The organism is Burkholderia sp. Z1, assembly GCF_014893795.1.
GTDB lineage: Bacteria > Pseudomonadota > Gammaproteobacteria > Burkholderiales > Burkholderiaceae > Burkholderia > Burkholderia theae.
On sequence record NZ_JACFYL010000003.1, the window covers coordinates 800,812 to 817,904 of the forward strand.

Annotated in this window: 17 protein-coding genes and 1 pseudogene; 10 read left to right on the forward strand and 8 right to left on the reverse strand. The window is 68.2% G+C overall.

Annotated elements, in window-relative coordinates:
• Window positions 1-91: 91 nt before the first annotated feature.
• Window positions 92-760: a peroxiredoxin-like family protein gene (locus H3H55_RS35665; RefSeq protein WP_193102842.1), complete on the forward strand. Its 669-nt coding sequence runs from the start codon at window positions 92-94 to the stop codon at window positions 758-760.
• A 71-nt stretch (window positions 761-831) separates the two neighbouring features.
• Window positions 832-1,548 (forward strand): SDR family oxidoreductase, encoded by a 717-nt coding sequence (locus H3H55_RS35670; protein ID WP_193102843.1) that lies wholly within the window; start codon window positions 832-834, stop codon window positions 1,546-1,548.
• Between the two features lie 46 nt (window positions 1,549-1,594).
• Here H3H55_RS35670 and H3H55_RS35675 read toward each other — a convergent pair whose 3' ends face one another.
• Window positions 1,595-2,500 carry a LysR family transcriptional regulator gene (locus tag H3H55_RS35675; protein ID WP_048246522.1) on the reverse strand — a complete coding sequence of 302 codons (906 nt, stop codon included), beginning with the start codon at window positions 2,498-2,500 and terminating at the stop codon, window positions 1,595-1,597.
• A gap of 234 nt (window positions 2,501-2,734) precedes the next feature.
• Window positions 2,735-3,736 (reverse strand): AraC family transcriptional regulator, encoded by a 1,002-nt coding sequence (locus H3H55_RS35680; protein WP_193102844.1) that lies wholly within the window; start codon window positions 3,734-3,736, stop codon window positions 2,735-2,737.
• 228 nt (window positions 3,737-3,964) lie between these two features.
• On the opposite strand from H3H55_RS35680, the gene H3H55_RS35685 reads away from it, so the two are divergent.
• A complete protein-coding gene (locus H3H55_RS35685; protein WP_193102845.1) occupies window positions 3,965-5,083 on the forward strand; it encodes an alkene reductase in 1,119 nt (372 codons plus the stop codon).
• A gap of 76 nt (window positions 5,084-5,159) precedes the next feature.
• Here the strand turns inward: H3H55_RS35685 and H3H55_RS35690 are convergent, their stop codons facing one another.
• The 3 genes from H3H55_RS35690 to H3H55_RS35700 all read right to left on the reverse strand — a co-directional run bounded on the left by H3H55_RS35690 (window position 5,160) and on the right by H3H55_RS35700 (window position 9,605).
• A complete protein-coding gene (locus tag H3H55_RS35690) occupies window positions 5,160-6,287 on the reverse strand; it encodes a porin (protein ID WP_193102846.1) in 1,128 nt (375 codons plus the stop codon).
• A gap of 193 nt (window positions 6,288-6,480) precedes the next feature.
• On the reverse strand, window positions 6,481-7,362 hold the full coding sequence (locus H3H55_RS35695) for an endo alpha-1,4 polygalactosaminidase (protein ID WP_193102847.1): 882 nt from the start codon (window positions 7,360-7,362) through the stop codon (window positions 6,481-6,483).
• Between the two features lie 107 nt (window positions 7,363-7,469).
• Entirely contained in the window at window positions 7,470-9,605 is a 2,136-nt protein-coding gene (locus tag H3H55_RS35700; RefSeq protein ID WP_193102848.1) for a glycoside hydrolase family 36 protein, read from the reverse strand.
• Between the two features lie 388 nt (window positions 9,606-9,993).
• On the opposite strand from H3H55_RS35700, the gene H3H55_RS35705 reads away from it, so the two are divergent.
• Genes H3H55_RS35705 through H3H55_RS35730 form a run of 6 tightly spaced genes read left to right on the forward strand, consistent with a single transcriptional unit; the run spans window position 9,994 to window position 15,773 of the window.
• Window positions 9,994-10,896 (forward strand): DMT family transporter, encoded by a 903-nt coding sequence (locus H3H55_RS35705; protein WP_193102849.1) that lies wholly within the window; start codon window positions 9,994-9,996, stop codon window positions 10,894-10,896.
• On the forward strand, window positions 10,893-12,188 hold the full coding sequence (locus H3H55_RS35710; RefSeq protein WP_193102850.1) for a D-tagatose-bisphosphate aldolase, class II, non-catalytic subunit: 1,296 nt from the start codon (window positions 10,893-10,895) through the stop codon (window positions 12,186-12,188). Before H3H55_RS35705 ends, H3H55_RS35710 begins: the two co-directional genes overlap by 4 nt.
• A 22-nt stretch (window positions 12,189-12,210) precedes the next feature.
• Window positions 12,211-13,383 carry an SIS domain-containing protein gene (locus H3H55_RS35715; protein ID WP_193102851.1) on the forward strand — a complete coding sequence of 391 codons (1,173 nt, stop codon included), beginning with the start codon at window positions 12,211-12,213 and terminating at the stop codon, window positions 13,381-13,383.
• Window positions 13,380-14,354 carry an N-acetylglucosamine kinase gene (locus H3H55_RS35720; RefSeq protein WP_193102852.1) on the forward strand — a complete coding sequence of 325 codons (975 nt, stop codon included), beginning with the start codon at window positions 13,380-13,382 and terminating at the stop codon, window positions 14,352-14,354. Before H3H55_RS35715 ends, H3H55_RS35720 begins: the two co-directional genes overlap by 4 nt.
• Window positions 14,355-14,388: 34 nt before the next feature.
• Window positions 14,389-15,201 carry a DeoR/GlpR family DNA-binding transcription regulator gene (locus H3H55_RS35725; RefSeq protein ID WP_226800701.1) on the forward strand — a complete coding sequence of 271 codons (813 nt, stop codon included), beginning with the start codon at window positions 14,389-14,391 and terminating at the stop codon, window positions 15,199-15,201.
• Between the two features lie 32 nt (window positions 15,202-15,233).
• Window positions 15,234-15,773: a GNAT family N-acetyltransferase gene (locus H3H55_RS35730; RefSeq protein WP_193102854.1), complete on the forward strand. Its 540-nt coding sequence runs from the start codon at window positions 15,234-15,236 to the stop codon at window positions 15,771-15,773.
• A 30-nt stretch (window positions 15,774-15,803) separates the two neighbouring features.
• Here the strand turns inward: H3H55_RS35730 and H3H55_RS35735 are convergent, their stop codons facing one another.
• The 3 genes and pseudogenes from H3H55_RS35735 to H3H55_RS37520 all read right to left on the reverse strand — a co-directional run.
• Window positions 15,804-16,025, reverse strand: coding sequence for a hypothetical protein (locus H3H55_RS35735; protein ID WP_129517992.1), 222 nt, complete (start codon window positions 16,023-16,025; stop codon window positions 15,804-15,806).
• 22 nt (window positions 16,026-16,047) lie between these two features.
• Complete coding sequence (locus tag H3H55_RS35740) at window positions 16,048-16,431, reverse strand: hypothetical protein (RefSeq protein WP_193102855.1); 384 nt, start codon at window positions 16,429-16,431, stop codon at window positions 16,048-16,050.
• 314 nt (window positions 16,432-16,745) lie between these two features.
• Window positions 16,746-16,847, reverse strand: a pseudogene (locus H3H55_RS37520) (DUF1641 domain-containing protein); the annotation flags it as partial.
• Between the two features lie 2 nt (window positions 16,848-16,849).
• Between H3H55_RS37520 and H3H55_RS35745 the strand changes: the two are divergent.
• Window positions 16,850-17,089: a hypothetical protein gene (locus tag H3H55_RS35745; RefSeq protein ID WP_193102856.1), complete on the forward strand. Its 240-nt coding sequence runs from the start codon at window positions 16,850-16,852 to the stop codon at window positions 17,087-17,089.
• Window positions 17,090-17,093 lie beyond the last annotated feature (4 nt).

The window sequence follows — 17,093 nt, forward strand, 5'->3', positions numbered from 1 at the left end:
CGACAGCGCTTCGCCGAAGATGGGTTCCACGACGAGCCGATCGCTCGTCAGCCACGCAACCCGACTTCCATTCATTCACAGGAGATTCGCCATGTCGCTCCAGGACAAACTCGACGCATTCAAGGCCGACTTCAAGGCGGGCAAGCCGCCGTACCACGCGCCGCCCGAAATCCACCCGATCATGGAACGCGCGACGGCCGAACTGATCGCGAGCGGCCAGGCCGCCCGCGCGATCAAGGCCGGCGATCGCGCGCCGACGTTCCGCCTGAAGGACCAGGACGGCAACGACGTGTCGTCCGTCGACCTGCTCGCGAAGGGGCCGCTCGTCGTCACGTTCTATCGCGGCGTCTGGTGCCCGTATTGCAACCTCGAACTGCAGGCGCTGAACGAAGCGCTGCCGCAACTCCAGGCGCTCGGCGCGAACGTGGTCGCGATTTCGCCGCAAACGGCCGTCAACAGCCGCAAGTCCGTCCGCACGAATCATCTCGGCTTCCCCGTGCTGGTCGATGCACACGGCGAGACGGGCGCCGCGTTCGGCCTGCGCTTCAACCTGCCCGACTATCTGGTCGACCTGTACACGATGCTGAAGAACGACCTGCCGGCATTCAATAACGATCCCGGCTGGACGCTGCCGATGCCGGCACGCTACGTGATCGGCCAGGACGGCATCGTGCTGTATTCGGAAGTCAATCCCGACTACACGCATCGCCCCGATCCGTCAGACATGTTCCCCGTCATCGAAAAAGCCGTGCACGCGTGAGCGCGTGTCGCCGCGCCACCGCACGTGGCGCGGCGGCTCCTTCCGTTTTGTCATTTCATCTGGAGTCCTTGATGACCGCACGCACTTTTCTCGTCACCGGCGCGACCAAGGGGATCGGACGCGCGCTTGCCGAACGGCTGGTGCGCACCGGGCATCGCGTCATCGGCCTCGCGCGCGACGACGCGGAGTTCCCCGGCGAACTCGTTCGCGTCGATCTCGCCGACAGCCGCGCGACCGGCGCCGTGCTGCAGGCACGCGTGCAGCGGCACACGATCGACGGCGTCGTAAACAATGTCGGCCTCGTACGCCCGCAGTCCGTCGGCGACGTGACGCTCGGCGACCTCGACGACGTACTCGCGCTGAACCTGCATCCGGCCGTCCAGACCGTGCAGGCACTGCTGCCCGGCATGCGCGAGCGCGGCTGGGGGCGCGTCGTCAACCTTTCCAGCCTGACCGTGCTCGGCATCGTGCAGCGCACCGCGTATGCGGCGGCGAAAGCCGCGCTGGTGAGCTTTTCGCGTTCGTGGGCGCTGGAACTCGCGGGCACGGGTATCACCGTCAACGCGGTGGCGCCCGGGCCGACGGAAACGGAACTGTTCCGCGCCAACAATGCACCGGGCAGCGAAGGCGAGCAGCGTTATCTCGCCGCCGTCCCGATGGGGCGCTTCGGCAAGCCCGACGAAATCGCGGCGGCGATCGCGTTCCTGCTGTCGGACGACGCCGGCTTCATGACGGGGCAAACGCTCTACGTCGACGGCGGCGCGTCGATCGGCAAGGCGCCGTTCTAAGCGACGACCAAGGGTCGGAGAAAACGGCGGCCCTGCCCGGCCGCCTTCATTGCGCCGATGCGGGCTCGCCGTCCGCCAGCGTCTGTTCGACGAATTCGACGAACGCGCGGGCGCGAGCCGTCACGAGCCGGCCGGCCGGAAACACGGCCCACAGGTCGATCGGCGGCAGTTCCCAGTCGGTCAGCACGGCCTGCACCGCGCCGGACGCGAGCTCGGGCGAGAACATCCAGCGCGATGCGACCGCCAGCCCCATGCCGGCGATCACGGCGGTCCGCATTCCTTCGGCCGCGCTGACGCGCAGGCGCCCGGAAACCGCCACCGCGACTTCGGCACCGTTCCGGTTGAACGACCAGGTTTCGCCGCCGCCCCGCTGCGAATACACGATCGCCTGATGACGGGCGAGATCGGCCGGCGCTTTCGGAATGCCCGCCCGCGCGAAATACGCCGGCGTGCCGACGACGAGCCGCGGGCTGCGCGCAATGCGCCGCGCAATCATCGACGAATCGACCAGCTCGCCCATCCGCAGCGCGACGTCGGTGCCCTCTTCCAGCAGATCGATGTTGCGGTCGTCGAGTGCGAGATCGATCTCCAGATCGGGATGCCGGCTCAGGAACGTGTCGAGCAACGGCAGCACATGCAGGCACGTGAAGCTCACGGCAGCGCTCACGCGCAGCTTGCCGGACAGGCTCGCGGACGCATCGCGCACCACGTGCTCGGCCTGATCGGCCTCGCGGATCGCGAGCTTCGCGTGTTCATAGAAACGCTGCCCGGCGTCGGTCGTCGTGAGCCCGCGCGTCGAGCGCAGCAGCAGACGTACGCCGAGCCGCTCCTCGAGCTGCGCGATCGACTTCGAGATGGCCGGCTGGCCGAGATTCATCCGCTTCGCGGCCGCCGAGAACGAACCGGCTTCCACGACGCTGACGTAGGTCTCCATTGCCGCGAGTCGATCCATGCGCTGCTTCTCCGTGTGCGGGTGCCGGGCGGCACGATCATGCCGGCAGTCGGCATGTCGTTCGCGCAAATTGTAGTACGACGCTCGCGCGAACCTGGGTCGAACCGGCGGCTGCCGCGCTGTTTCTCGCGTCGGACGACAGCAGTTATGGGGCTCGCATCGAGTTGCTCATCGATGGCGGGCGGGCCCAAGCGTGACAACCGCAACCGGAGCGGACAACCGCCCGCTTCGGGCCTACTCCGCGTCGCCGGCCTCGCCATCGTCCGGTGCCACCGCATCGCGCCCGCCGCCGAGCGACTGACGCCGCCAGTCGCCGGGCGTCATCCCCGCCCAGCGCGTGAAAACGCGACGAAACGCGGCGACCGACTGGTAGCCGACGTCGGCCGACACGGCCTCCGCGCTGGCCGACGGCTGACGCAGCGCATTCGCGGCGAGGCTCATCCGGATGTCCGTCAGCAGGTCGGCGGCCGAGTGCCCGAGCTTCGACTGGAAGTGACGCATGAACGTCGCGCGCGACATGCTGCACAGCGCGGCCAGCTCGGGCAGCGTCCACGGCCTCGCCGGATCGTCGAGCATCGCGACGATCGCGGGCGCGAGGCGCGGATGGCCGGCCAGCGCCAGCAGGCCGGTCGGCGCCTGCCCCGATTCGCTGACCGCGCGCAGCGCGAGCGCGAACAACGCCGCCGACAGCGCATTCAGGATCGCGAGGCCGCCAAGCTGCTGCTCGAGCGATTCCGCACGCATCAGCTCCACGAGGGCGGTCAGCCGCGCGGCGGCGGCCAGCGCGTCGGGGGCCCGGCTGTCCGTCGCCGCGCGCACGACCAGATCGGGTGGCAGGTGGCGCCGGATCAGCCGGTCGTGCGGCGGCGCGACCACGAAGCGTCCGCACAGCATGTCCAGCCGCTCGCCCGTGCCCGCGTTCTCGCCGATGAAAACGTGACCGCCGGGCCGCTTGATCGCCGGCACCGGCGGCAGCCCGCTGCCGTCGTGCAGCACGTGCGGCGAGCTGTGCGGCAGCAGCACGAGGTCGCCGCTGCTGAGTTCGCGCACCGTGCCGTCGTCGGGATTCTCGAGGATCGCGCGGCCGCGCAGCACGACGTGATACGGGATCTCGCACGCGGGTGACCGCTCGTACGTGACCGCCCACGGCGCGCCGAACGCGCAGCGGATTTCGAGCTTCCCCGTGACCGTGACGAGCGCGATGAAGCGGCTGAGCCAATCGGATTCGAGCGTCATGTCGAGTGATGGAGGCGGATCGGAAGTGCGGCGCGCGCACGTCATGCGCCGCGTGAAGTTCCGATTATCGCGCGGGAAGCCGATGTCATCGCGCGCGGCGGCGTTGCGGGCCGCGTTGGTGCCGGCCATTCCGCTGCGGAATGGGTTTTATCGCCGCGGCCGGCCTTCTGGCGCGCGGCGTTCGGGACGAACATCGAGTCGTCCAACACCTGTTCCAAGGAGAACACCATGAACAAGCTGTTCAATCCGCTGAAGCTCGGTCCCGTCACACTCAACCACCGCGTCGTGCATGCGCCGGTGACCCGGATGCGCAGCGAACCGGGCAACGTGCCGGGCGACCTGATCGTCGAGTACTACACGCAGCGCGCGACCGACGGCGGCCTGCTGATCACGGAGGCCACCGCGATCTCGCCGCTCGCGATCGCGTATGTGGATGCGCCGGGGATCTATACCGATGCCCAGGTCGCCGGCTGGAAGCGGGTCGTCGACGCCGTGCATGCGAAAGGCGCGCGCATCTTCCTGCAGCTCTGGCATGCAGGCCGTCAGGCCCATCCGGCCAACACGGGCGGCGTGACGCCCATCGCGCCGTCCGCGCGGCGCTCGCTCGAACATGCGGCGATCCGCGACGTGCACGGCGAGATTACCGAAGCCGAGCTCGTCGAGCCTCGCCCGCTCGCGCTGCACGAGATCCCGGGCATCGTCGAGCAGTTTCGCGCAGGTGCGCAGCGCGCGAAGGCGGCCGGTTTCGACGGGGTCGAACTGCACGCGGCGAACGGCTACCTGCTCGACCAGTTCCTGCTCGACGGCGCGAACGATCGCACCGATGCCTACGGCGGCCCGATCGAGAATCGCGCGCGCTTCCTGTTCGAGGTCGTCGATGCGACGGTGTCCGTCTGGGGCGCCGGGCGCGTCGCGGTGCGGCTGTCGCCGAGCGGCTCGTACGGCACGGTATCCGACAGCGATCCGCACGCGACGTTCGGTTATGTCGCGCGGCGCCTGAACGACTACGTCCTCGCGTATCTGCACGTGATCGAGCCGCGGATTCGCGGCAACGAGGAAAACGCGGACGCAAGCGAACACGACGTGTCGGCGAAGGACCTGCGCCAGGCGTTCCACGGCACGATCGTCGCGGCCGGCGGCTTCACGCGCGACAACGCGGAACAGATCCTCGCGGATGGCCACGCCGATCTCGTCGCCTTCGGCCGCATGTTCATCTCGAACCCCGATCTGCCGGAACGGCTCCGGACCGGCGCACCGCTGACGCACTATGACCGCACAACGTTCTATGGCGGCGATGCGCGCGGGTATACGGACTATCCGTTTCATCGGGAAGCCGCGATGGCGTGATGTCGCGGGCTGCGGGTCGCGCGGGCGAGCGTCCGGGAAATCCGCACGTTCGCCGTCGCGCGGGCCGACCGAGAGCTCAGAACCGGTGTCGAATGCCGACGATCGCGAGCAGTTGCGAATTCGTGCCGGCGTCGACGTTGTACGACCCGATCACGGCCTGGGCCGGCCCGCTCCCGTTGAAGCCGTTCGCGTGCTGATAACCGACAGTCGCATAGAGGTCGGTGCGCTTGCTCAGCAGATAGTCGACACCGACGTTGACCTGGTGATAACGCGCGGACGAATCGCCGTCCGACCACGTGAAGTTGTAGCCGACGATGGCCAGCAGCGCCGGCTGCGCCTGCCATTGCGCGAACGCGGAACCGTTCCTGTAGCGCTCCGCATGCACGAACGTCGACGACGCGTCGGGACGGTATTCGCTGAAGCTGAACGCCGCGCCGACCGTCACGTTGCCGATCGCATATTGCGCACCGGCACGCGCAATCCCGATCGAACGGGCCGACGCATACGCGCGACTGACCGCGCTTTTGAAGAACGAATCGGCCGACGACGCGCCGCGCGTCGAACGAATCGCATTACCGTTGTCGACGTGCAGGTAGCCGGCCGCCGCGCTCAGCGGACCGTCGGCATAACCAACCGCGCCGGAATACACGAGGCCCGATCCCGACGCGCCGGCCACGCCGCCCGGCGCGACCATCGCCGCGACCGTCACGCCGTGCCATGCCGCGCCCGTCCATTTGACCGCGTTGCTGAACGTCACGCTGCTGTCGTAGTTGTCGACGTCGCCGGGCGGCGCGAAGAGCCCGCTGAACGCGTCGGCCGTGATCGGCTGCACGAGGTCCGTGACGGGATCGTTCTGCCTGCCGAGCGTCAGCTTGCCCCACGTGTCGGACGCGATACCGACGAACGCCTTCGAACCGAACAGCCGCCCGCCGTCGAGCTGGCCGCTCGCGACGTCGAAGTTGTTTTCCAGCGTGAAGATCGCGTTCATCCCGCCGCCGAGATCCTCGCTGCCGGTCAATCCCCATTCGTTCGACGACAGCGCGCCCGACGACATCGACACACGCGACTGCCCGCCTTCCGCGTGATTCAGATAGGCGATTCCGGTATCGATCGTGCCGTACAGCGTGACCGATCCTTCCGCCCGTGCGGCGACGGAAAGCGAAGCCGCAACGGCGGCGCCTGCAATCAGCATGCAATTTTTCATCGTGTCTATGGATAAGTACTGCGAATCGATATGAATGGACGTCGGCAGGACGTCGGCCGTGCGTTGCGCATCGGTTTCAGGCCGCGCCGGTTCACGGCATCGTGACGCTCGCGCTCGCGCACGCCGGGGCACACGGCGTACGCGAGCGCGCATCAGTCACACGGGTTCGCCCGTCGCGGCGGGCGCTACCGGATCAGGATGCTTCGCAGCTGAACCGGTAGCTGTCGTCGAGCTTCTTAGCCAGCACGAGCGTGCGCATGTTCAGGGCGCGCGCCGCATCGCACAGCGTGCGCTGCCCGGTCGGCGTGCGGTACTTGCTCGCGTACTCGGCGTTCAGCACCGGCTTGTTCTTCGATGTGAACACCGTGTAGCCGCCGCACTCCTTGTGCTCGTTGCATTCCTCGTTCACCGCGAAATCGAACGACGGCTCGAGCGCCACGAGCTGGTCGACGTCGTTCTTCAGCCCGACCGCCAGATTGCGCTTGTGCGCCTCGTTGGCGATGAACACGTTGAACGCATACTGATCGCTGTCCTGCAGCGGGAAACCCGTGTCGTTCGCATAACCGTCGACGTTGTCGGGCTCGACGCCGTCGCACCCCTTCGACACCGCGCGATCGAGGCGGGCCGTCATGATGTCCCGGACGTTGCTCGAACGAATGTCGAGCCAGCGCTCGCCGTCCCAGTCGTCGAGCTTCTTGCCCTGGTCGGATTCCTTGAACTGCGAGAAATCGGGCCGCCAGTTCTCGGAACTCCCCGCCGAGAAATAGCAGACGACCTTGCGCCCGGCCTGCTTGAGCGCCGCGATGGTCGCCGGGTCGGTATCGAACAGGTCGATGTCGTAGATGGCCACGTCGTAGGACGTGTTGAGCTTGCCCCTGAGCTGCCATTGCCACGTATCGGATGCGACGGGCGCCCAGTGCGAACCGGCACGCGCGGGCGTCGGCGCGGCCGGACGGGTCGCGGCAAAGGCCTTGGACGACAGCGGGTCGGACGACCCGTCGCCGCAGGCCTGCAGGATCGATGCGCACAGCGCGAGCGCCGCGACACACGAAAGGTTGCGTACGGTTTTTTTCATCGATGCTTCTCCAGTGGAGGGGTCGGGATGACGAATGGAACTGCGGGTTGCGGAACTGCCGGGTTGCTCGGTGACGCGAGATGATGCCGGGTAACGCGAGGTGACGCTCAAGCGTCGAGCGGTTCGGCGCGCAGCAGCGCCGCATGCTCGAAGCGCAATGCGATCGCGGCCTGCCCGGGTGCGACGTGGCCGACCGTGCGATTGCCGTTTGCGTAGTCGACGATCCGGTACGAGCGGTCGGGCTGCAGGCCGCGCAGCGCGATGGAGCCGCTCCAGCGGTCGGCGTAGAACGCGTAATGCAGCACGCCGTCCTTTTCCACGACGTGTGCCTCCGGCTTGTCGAACGCGATGTCGTAGAGCTCGCCGCGATAGCGGCCCTCGGCGAGCCGGTGCGCGTTGTACACGCCGCCCCAGTGCCGCCACGCCTGCTCGTGCTCGGGTGTCAGCAGGAAAGAGTTCTTCGGCTTCGGATCGACGGGCCACGTGAACTTCGTCGAGATGACGGCGCCGACGCCGACCGCCGACGCGAAATCGCGCCCGCCGTCGCTCAGTTCGACGTGGTCGCCCGCATACGCGGACGACGCGCCCATCAGCGCCTTCAGCGTCTTGCCCTTGTGGCGAACCTGCCAGCTCGACAGCGGATCGGACGCGGGCGCCTGGTCGATATAGCGCATGTTGTGGAACGCGTACGCGGTGCCGCACGGACACACTTCGACGACGGCGTCCGGCTTGAGCGCATGCGCGGCGTCATGGAACACGCGGTAGAAATCCGCGAGATGCTCGACCGAATCCTCCGGCCGCGCGTGCTGGTGCGCGGGGTTGTAGCAAGGCGCGACGCCGTTCAGGTGCTGGCCGTCGATCTTCATCCCGTCGAAACCCCACTCGCCGATCACCTTCTTCACGAGCGCGGCGATGTGTGCCTGGGTCTTCTCGTAGGCCGGGCACAGATAGAAGCTGTTCCACCACGTGATCGCCTGCGGCGCGCCGTCCGCGTCGAGCAGCAGCATGTCGGTGTTGTCGTGCAGTTCGTCGCTGCCCGGTGCGACCGCGAGCGGCGCGATCCACAGCCGCGCCTTCTGCCCGCGCGCATGGATGTCGTCGACGAGCGCCTTCATGTCCGCATCGCCGGCCGGGAATTTCGCGCGGTCGGGCACCCAGTCGCCGGTCCGCCGTTGCCAGCCGTCGTCGAGCACGGCCCATTTGAAGCCGAGCGCCTGCACCTTCGGCAACGTGGCGCGCACGTAGTCGAGGCTGAACTGGCGCTCGTAGCCCCACGCGCACCAGATCGGCTCGTACGCGCTTGCCGGCGGCTGCGGCGAATGGAACCCCTGCGCGCCCATCATCTGGCGGTAGGTATCGAGCGCGACGAAATAGTCGCCGTCGTGCAGCATCACGAACGCGGTCGGCGTGTCGAGCGTCGCGCCCGGCGCGAGCGTCACCGTCTTCTCGCCGCGCAGGCCGAGCGCGACTTCGTTGCGCACCGCCTTCACCGGCAACGACACGAGGCGCGGCACGGTGTCGAGATGGCCGAGCGCGATGCCCTGGTCGCGCCGCCACACGTCGACGACGGGCGTGCCGCCGCCGTAGTCCGACGCGTTCATGCCCATGAAATTGCGCTGGTCGAAGCCGGCCTTCACCGGCTGCACCCAGTCGCGCCGGTCCGCATGGCTCGCGCCCGAATAGGTCCAGTAACCGCCCGCGCCGGCGGCGGCCGGCAGCAACCGGTGCGCGCCGACGTTCCACGCGCGGATGTCGGCCGCCTGCGCGCCGACATGGCGAAACTGCGTGTCGATCAGCGCGACACCCGGCCGCGCGTCGAGCAACGTGACGCGCAGCGTCTTCTCGAAGCCGTGCGCCGAGCGGCCGACCAGCCGCAGTTGCCGCCCCGCGCCGAACGCGGTCGCGACTTCCGCATGCGCGGCGTCGACGATCGCGAAGCGGTCGATCGTGCGCACCGGCCGCGTGTCGGGCGCGGGGCCGTCCGGCGTGGGCGCCGGGGCCGGGCCGATCAACTGTTCGAGCGTCTCGCTCGCATCGAAACGGGTCAGCGCGCGCGTGCCGCCACCTCGGCGGACGGCCAGCCGGCAGCGCATCGCCGGGTCGAATTCGATCACGAGCCGGTCATCGCGCAGCGCGACGCGCCGCGGTTCGCCGCCGTGGGCATCGCGTACGCCGATACCGACCAGGATCGGGCTCGCCGCGCCGGCGGCCAGCCACTGCACGAACGCGCGCCGCGTGGTCATTGGCGCACCTCGCGGCAAAGCGGCACACCGGCGCAGCCGACGGCCGGCACGCACCGGGCTGGCCGGGCGGCAAACCGGGCGGACCGAAGAAATCGAAAGGAAAAGCAAGCGTTCATACGAGGTTCCTCGTGAAGAAGGGCCGTGCGCCGACACATCCGCATCGTGCAGATCGGCAATCTAGTTCATCTTTCGTTTTCTTTCGTTTGTGGTTTACACTAATAACGAAAGATATCGAAAGAACATAGATTGGCGGCTCCCGGCAAGTTACTCTGACATTTCTTTGTGAAACACCGTCGGGAGTGGTCCATCGATTGCTTCCGGCTATGCTCGTGCAGCGACAAAACGAAAGCATTCGACGGTTCTGAACCATCTTCGAAAGACGCGACCGATGCAAAACAACTGGCTTGTCCACGCGCTCGTCACGACCCTGCTGTGGGGCGTGTGGGGCGCATTCACCGGTTTGCCCGCCGAACAGGGCTTCCCCGATACGCTGATCTACGTGGTGTGGGCGTTCACGATGATTCCGCCGGCGCTGGTCGCGCTGGGGCGCGCCGGCTGGCGCGTGCGGCACGACAGCCGCTCGCTCGTGCTCGGGCTGGCCATCGGGCTGCTCGGCGCGGGCGGACAGATGCTGCTGTTTCGCGCGGTCGAATCGGGGCCGCCGTATCTCGTGTTCCCGATCGTGTCGCTGTCGCCGGCGCTGACGATCGCGCTGTCGTTCCTGCTGCTGCGCGAACGCACGGGCAAGCTCGGCCTGGCCGGGATCGTGCTCGCGCTTTGCTCGCTGCCGCTGTTCGATTTCCAGTCGGGCCAGGGGCCCGCCAGATTCGGGCTGTGGTTCGCGCTCGCGCTGCTGGTGCTCGTCGCATGGGGGCTGCAGGCGTACTTCATCAAGATCGCGAACGCGTCGATGGATGCGGAATCGATCTTCTTCTACATGGCACTGACCGGCCTGCTGTGCGTGCCGTTCGCGCTGTGGATGACCGACTTCGGCCGGACGATCAACTACGGGATCAGCGGCCCGGGCCTCGCCGCCGTCATCCAGGTGCTGAACGCGATCGGCGCGCTGACGCTCGTCTACGCGTTCCGCTTCGGCAAGGCGATCGTCGTGTCGCCGCTCGTCAATGCGGGCGCGCCGTTGCTGACGTCGGTGATCTCGATGGCCGTCACGGGCACGGCGCCGACCGGCAGCAAGCTGACGGGCATTGCGCTGGCGCTGCTGGCCGCGCTGCTGCTCGCGCTGCAGCCGGAAAGCGCGACGGCCGCCAACGCAGCGGGGGAATCGGCATGAACTACCTGCTCGATCTCGTTCGCCGTCACAAACAGTCGCCCCGGCACGCATCGCGCGGCGCGCCCGCGATCGGCATCCCGTCCGTGTGCTCCGCGCATCCGGTCGCGATCGCCGCCGCGCTGCGCGAATGCGCGGCGCTCGATCGCCCCGCGCTGATCGAGGCGACCTGCAACCAGGTCAATCAGGACGGCGGCTATACGGGGATGACGCCGCACGACTTCCGCCGCTACGTGTTCGACATCGCCACGCGCGAACGCGTGAGCCCCGACGCGATCCTGCTCGGCGGCGATCACCTGGGTCCGAACGCGTGGCGCCGGCTGCCGGCCGCGCACGCGATGGACAAGGCCGAGACGATGGTCGCGCAGTACGTCGCGGCCGGTTTCCGCAAGCTGCATCTCGACTGCTCGATGTCGTGCGCGGACGATCCGTCGCCGTTGCCCGAAGCCGAAATCGCGGCGCGCGCCGTGCGCCTGTGCCGCGCCGCCGAACACGCGTGGGCGGCCGGCTCGCCGCGCGGCGAGCCGCCGGTCTACGTGATCGGCACGGAAGTGCCGGTGCCCGGCGGCGCGCACGAAACGCTCGACGTACTGGCCGTCACCGCGCCGGACGCGGCCGGCGCGACGCTGGCGCTGCACCGCGATGCATTCGCACGCGCGGGCCTCGACGATGCGTGGTCGCGCGTGATCGCGATGGTCGTGCAGCCCGGCGTCGAGTTCGATCATCACCAGGTCATCGACTACGACGCCGGCAAGGCCCGCGCACTGAGCGCGTTCATCGAGGACGAACCCGCGCTCGTGTTCGAAGCGCATTCGACCGACTACCAGACGCCCGACAATCTCGCGCAACTCGCGCGCGATCACTTCGCGATCCTGAAGGTGGGACCGGGCGTGACCTTCGCGATGCGCGAAACGCTGTGGGCGCTCGCCGCGATCGAGCGCGAATGGCTCGGCGACGACGACGGCTTCATCGCGACCGTGCTCGGCGTGATGCGCGCCGAACCCGCGCACTGGCGCGACTACTACGCGGCCGGCACACAGCTCGATCTCGACCTCGCATACAGCCTGAGCGACCGGATCCGCTACTACTGGACCCATCCGGCCGTGCAGCGCGCGTGTGCCGACCTGCTCGCGCGTCTCGACGCGTCGCCGCCACCGCTCACGCTGGTCAGCCAGCATCTGCCGCGCCAGTACGAGGCCGTCCGCGAAGGGCGGCTCGACCTGCGTGCCGGCGCCCTGTTGCAAGACGGCACGGCCGCCGCCGTCCGTCCGTATCTTCACGCGTGTGCCGCGTGACCGACTCTCCTCTGAACTGCTCATGGAATTTCTCGATCTCGATCCCGCCGACCTTGCCCGCCGCCACGCCGCCCACACCGCGCGCGAAATCGCCCAGCAGCCCGACGTATGGCCCGACGTTCACGCGGTCGTCGACGCACAACGCGCGACGCTCGACGCATTTCTCGTGCCGCTTCTCGCCGATCCCGGCCTGCGCATCGTCCTGACGGGCGCCGGCAGCTCGGCCTTCATCGGACAGTGCCTCGTCCCCGCGCTGCGGCACCGCTTCGGCGGCCGCGTCGAAGCGGTGGCCACCACCGACATCGTCGCGTGCCCCGGCGAAACGCTGCAGCCCGGCGTGCCGACGCTGCTCGTCTCGTTCGCGCGCTCGGGCAACAGCCCCGAAAGCGTCGCGGCCGTCGAGCTGGCGGACCGCTTCGTCGGCGATTGCCACCACCTCGTGTTCACATGCGCGGCCGACGGCATGCTGAACCGGCACCTCGGCACGCATCCGCGCGCGCACGTCGTGCTGCTGCCGGAGGCCACGCACGACCAGGCGTTCGCGATGACGTCCAGTTTCAGCGGCATGCTGCTCGGCGCGGCCTGGGCTTTCGACGTGACCGGCATGCCGGTCGAACCGCTGGCCGACGCCGCGCGCACGCTGCTGCGCGAGCAGGCATCGCGGATCGCCGCGCACGTGCGGCAGTTGCCCGAGCGCGTCGTCTATCTCGGCAGCGGCGCACTGCTCGGGCTTGCGCGCGAAGCCGCGCTGAAGCTGCTGGAGCTGACCGACGGGCTGATCGTCGCGATGGCCGAATCGCCGCTCGGCTTCCGGCACGGCCCGAAGACGTTCCTGGACGAGCGCACGCTCGTCGTCGTGTTGCTGTCCGGCGATCCGCATACGCGCCGCTACGATCTCGACCTGCTGCGCGAACTGCGGCGCGAAAACCGTGCGGCCGGCATACTGTCGGTCGGCGTCGCGCCGGCCGACGGCACCGCAACATTGCCGCCGTCCGACGACGACCTGACCGTGCCGCTACCGCCCGGCCTGCCCGATCTCGCGCTCGCGCCCGTCGCGCTGATTCTCGCGCAGTGCTTCGCGCTGCTCGCATCGCTGCGGCTCGGGCTCACACCCGACAATCCGAGCGCATCCGGCACCGTCAACCGTGTCGTGGCGGGCGTCACCATTCATCCGTATGCGGGGCAGCCCACATGACTCCACTCTTTCTCGGCATCGATGGCGGCGGCACGAAAACCGCCTTCATGGTGATCGACCAGCAAGGCCGTATCCTCGCGCGCCATGAAACGACCACCAGCTACTACCTCGAAATCGGCATGGACGCGCTGCGCGCGCTGCTCGCCGGCGGCGTGCACGCGGTGCTGGCCGCGGCGGACGTCGCGCGCGACGAGATCGCGTACGCGTTCGCCGGCTTGCCCGCCTATGGCGAGGACAGCCGCCTGCTGCCCGAACTCGACGGCCTGCTCGCCCCGTTGTTCGACCACGGCCGCTACCGGATCGGCAACGACATGGTGTGCAGCTGGGCCGGCACGCTGGCCGGCGGCGACGGCATCAGCATCGTCGCCGGCACCGGGTCGATCGCATACGGGCAGCTCGAAGGCCGCACCGCGCGCTGCGGCGGCTGGGGCGAGATCTTCGGCGACGAGGGCTCGGCGTACTGGCTCGCGCGCGAAGGACTCGCCGCGTTCTCGCGGATGGCCGACGGCCGCGCCGCGCGCGGGCCGCTGTTCGACATCGTGCGTGCGCACTTCTCGCTCGAACACGACCTCGACCTGTGCGCGGCGGTGAATTCGGGCGCCGTGCGCAGCCGCTTCGCGCAGTTGTCGCGGCTCGTGATCGATGCGGCGCGCGCGGGCGACACGCACGCGCATGCGCTGATCGAACGCGCGGCCGACGAACTCGCGCGGCTCGCAGCCGGCGTCGCGCGCGCACTCGACTGGCCGCCCGGCCAGCCGCTGCCCGTGTCGTATTCGGGCGGCGTGTTCAACGCGGGTGCGCTCGTGCTCGATCCGCTGCGCGACGCGCTCACCCGCGTCGTGCCGCACGCCGTGCTCACCGCGCCGCGGCTCGGCCCGCATGTCGGCGCGGCCGTGCATGCGGCCCGGCTGGCGGGCCGGCCGCTCGGCCCGTCGGCATTGCGTGCGCTCCAGCCCGGGCAGGGGTTTTGATATCATTTCGGCTCCCTGTCTTGCCGAAATGGACATGCCCGCTCACCGAGTGCCTCCATCGCCCGCCGTCGATCACGCGCCGCTGCTTGTCGAGGAACGTCGACGCCTGATCTGCGAACTGGTGCGCGAACGGGAGAAAGTCACCGTCGAGGAGCTGTCCGAGCGTTTCGGCATTTCGCTCGTCACGGTGCGCAGCGACCTGAATGCGCTCGCGGCGGCCGGCGCGGTGCTGCGCACGCACGGCGGCGCGCTCGTGCTGCGCGAGAGCGACGAAGTGCCGATCGCGGTCAAGCAGAAGCTCCGTCACGCGGAGAAGGTGCGGATCGCGACGGCCGCGGCCGCGCTGATCGGCGACGGCGAAACGATCCTGCTCGACTCGGGCAGCACGACCGAGGAAATCGCGAAGCAGATCCTCGCGATGAAGCTGCAGTCGCTGAACGTGATCACGAATGCGCTGAACGTGGCCGTGCTGCTCGCGGCCGCGCCGCACATCAACCTGATCATGCCGGGCGGTCAACTGCGGCCGAATTCCTATTCGCTGTCGGGTCCGCAGGCCGTCGTCGCGCTGCAGGGGCTGTACGCGGACCGGCTGTTCCTCGGTGTCGACAGCCTCGACCCCGAGATCGGCCTGATGACGCCGCACCTGCTCGAAGCGCAGCTCAACGCGCAGATGCTGAAGATCTCGCGCCAGGTGATCGCGGTAGCCGATTCGTCGAAGCTGATGAAGCGCAACCTGTCGGTGATCGCGAGCGTCGAGCAGCTCGACATGCTGATCACCGATACGGGCGCCGATCCGGCCGTGGTCGACGACCTTCGGCAACGCGGCATCGACGTGCTGACGGTCTAGCCATTCCATTCAACGCCTCCCCGGAAACCACGATGCCGCCCGTCTCTTCCCCGCCCGTTCTCGACACGCCACGCCTCGTCCTCGAAGGCCATCCGCTCGGCGATTTCGACGCGCTCGCCGCGATGTGGGCCGAGCCGGAGGTCGTCGAGCACATCTTCAACGGCAAGCCGTCCGCGCCGCGCGACTCGTGGATGCGCATGCTCGCGTATCGCGGGCTGTGGCCGCTGCTCGGTTACGGCTACTGGGCGATTCGCGAGAAAGCGTCGGGTCGTTATGTCGGCGATCTCGGCTTCGCGGATTTCCACCGGATCGTCGAACCGTCGATTCGCGGCGTGCCGGAAGCCGGCTGGGCGCTCGCGGCGTGGGCGCACGGCAAGGGCTACGCAACCGAGGCGCTCGCGGCCGCGCTTGCATGGCTCGACGGGCAGCAGCGGTTCGAGCGCAGCGTGTGCCTGATCGCGCCGACGAATGCCGCGTCGATCCGGGTCGCGGAGAAAGCCGGGTATGGCGAGCCGACGCGGATCCGCTTCAATGACGCCGATTCGTTGCTGTTTTCACGCAAGAGCCGGTAGGCGCGGGCTTCCCGGCCGCCCGGAATCGAGTCACCCCGCCACCGGTTCGTAGAAATGCTCGAAGTGGCCGTGGTCCATCGGCCAGCAGTTTCCGCACTCGTCGAGCAGGATCCAGTCGCCCGGCATCACCGAACGCCAGCCTTCCGGCGTCGCGACCGCCCACATGCCCTGATGGCGCTCCACCCGGTCATGGTCGCCGTCGACAAACCACCGGGTTGCCTCGACATGACTGGTGCGTTTTCTGAATCTCATGTCACCCCTTGGGAAACGAATATCAGCCTCGCGTGGCCGGCCGGGCAGCGAATCGCGTACCCGCGCGGGAAGAAACACAGCGCGATGCCGCAGCGCCTGCGTCGAGCGACCTGTGGTGCGCCTTCAGCTCGTTCGTCGCCACCCCGGTCTCGTGCAACGCCATCCGGCCCTCGGCGACAAGCGCCAGCAACGTTTCGCGTGCGGCGGTGGAGATCCGGACATCGATCTCCTGCATTCTCCTGAGCGCCGCAATAACCTCGTCCGGTTGATCGGGCGCAAGCGCAGCCACGAACCTCAAACGTGTCTCGGCGGCCCGGACGGCCTCGCTCCAGTCGGCCCGAGCAACCGCGACTTCGATCGCGTTCGTGAGCGCATCGAGACTCTGGACGACTTGCAGCGTTACCATTTCGCACTCCTGTCAATAGCTCGTTGTCCGCTTGCCTGCCCGTCGAGAGCCGGTACGACGCGAACCCGACCCGTACGCGTTCGATTCCGGGCACGCGCGAGATGACTCGATGCTTCGATACGACCGGGAACCAGCGGCGTCACGGGACGTCACGCGCACGTGTCAGGTGCGGGAATTGTAGGGAACGATACGTGGCGACGTCGGTAATATTTTGTATTGATATGTCGAGTAACCTTGCCTGGCCTCGCATCGGCCCGCGCGGGCGACGTTCGTGGCAGCTGGTTTTCGCAAACGTTTTCGCCTGAAGAATGCCCGAACTCGACCTTGCCGAACTGTTCGGGTGGGATGCGCGACAGCGCCATCAGCAGCACCGCGAGACTCTGCATCCCGCACTGCATGCCATGCTTGTCGAGCGACAATGATCATGCAAGCGGCATGCAAGCCGTACACGGAGCCGGATTTACAACCCGGCTTCGTCGAGGCACAACCCGATCAGCGGACCCTCATCCCGCTTGACTTCATCGACGCGCCAGTCGTAAATGCCTCGATGACCGGGCGATCGACACCTGTGGCCTGCCCCCGGTCGAATCGCTTCCGCCCGCTCGCGGGCAGCGTGGCGCCCATCGAGAAGCCGATCACGACCCTCCGCCCCCATTGACGAG